The organism is Hymenobacter lapidiphilus (assembly GCF_013377885.1).
Lineage (GTDB): Bacteria > Bacteroidota > Bacteroidia > Cytophagales > Hymenobacteraceae > Hymenobacter > Hymenobacter lapidiphilus.
In genome coordinates this window covers 1-812 of the sequence record NZ_JABKAU010000103.1, presented here as the reverse complement: position 1 = coordinate 812, position 812 = coordinate 1, and the positions used below count along the sequence as shown (strand labels likewise).

Annotated in this window: 1 pseudogene; it reads left to right on the top strand. The window is 63.5% G+C overall.

Annotated elements, in window-relative coordinates:
- Positions 1 to 62 precede the first annotated feature (62 nt).
- A pseudogene (locus HW554_RS20265) lies at positions 63 to 793 on the top strand (IS5 family transposase); the annotation flags it as partial.
- Between the last annotated feature and the right edge of the window lie 19 nt (positions 794 to 812).

Here is an 812-nt window from a genome sequence, read left to right as displayed (position 1 = left end):
TAGAGTGTGTGGACAGTCATGTTTAAATTTGCGGGATGCGACGCCACGAACTCACTGAGCGTGAATGGAAACTGATTCAGCCACACACCCTTGGGCAGGCCGGTACGGCAGGCGGCACCGGCCGCAACAACCGCCATTTTGTCAACGCCGTGGTCTACCGGGTGCGCACGGGCTGCGCCTGGCGCGACCTGCCTGAACGGTTTGGCCTTTGGAACACGGTAGCCCGACGCTTTCGCCGCTGGGCGCTGGCTGGGGTCTGGGAGAGCCTGTTCCAGGCGGTGCAGGAGCCGGATTATGCGTGGGTGCTGGTCGACTCGACCACGGTCAAAGCCCACAAAGCCGCCGCCGGCCAAAAAAAAGCACGGCCGCGGCCGAAAGCCTAGGCCGCAGCCGGGGCGGCTTCTCGACGAAGGTGCATGCCGTGGTGGACGCGCTGGGCAACTGTCTGCTCCTGAAGCTCACCCCAGGTGAACAAGCCGATTGTACCGTGCTGCCGGAACTGCTGGCTGCCTTGCCCGAAAAGCCCGGCGCTGTGGTGGCCGACAAGGCCTACGACACGAACGCCGTGCTAGCGGCTGTGGCCGGGCAACACGCGCAAGCCGTGATTCCGCCCAAGGCCAACCGCATAGACCAGCGGGCCTATGATGAGAACCTGTATGCGGACCGCAACAAAGTGGAACGCTTCTTTGGCCGGCTCAAGGAGGCGCGGGGCTTTGCCACCCGCTACGAGAAAACCGCCACCTGCTTCTTAGCTAGCGCTCACCTGCTCGCCGCCCTCGATTGGCTCCGATGACTGTCCACACACTCTAGAC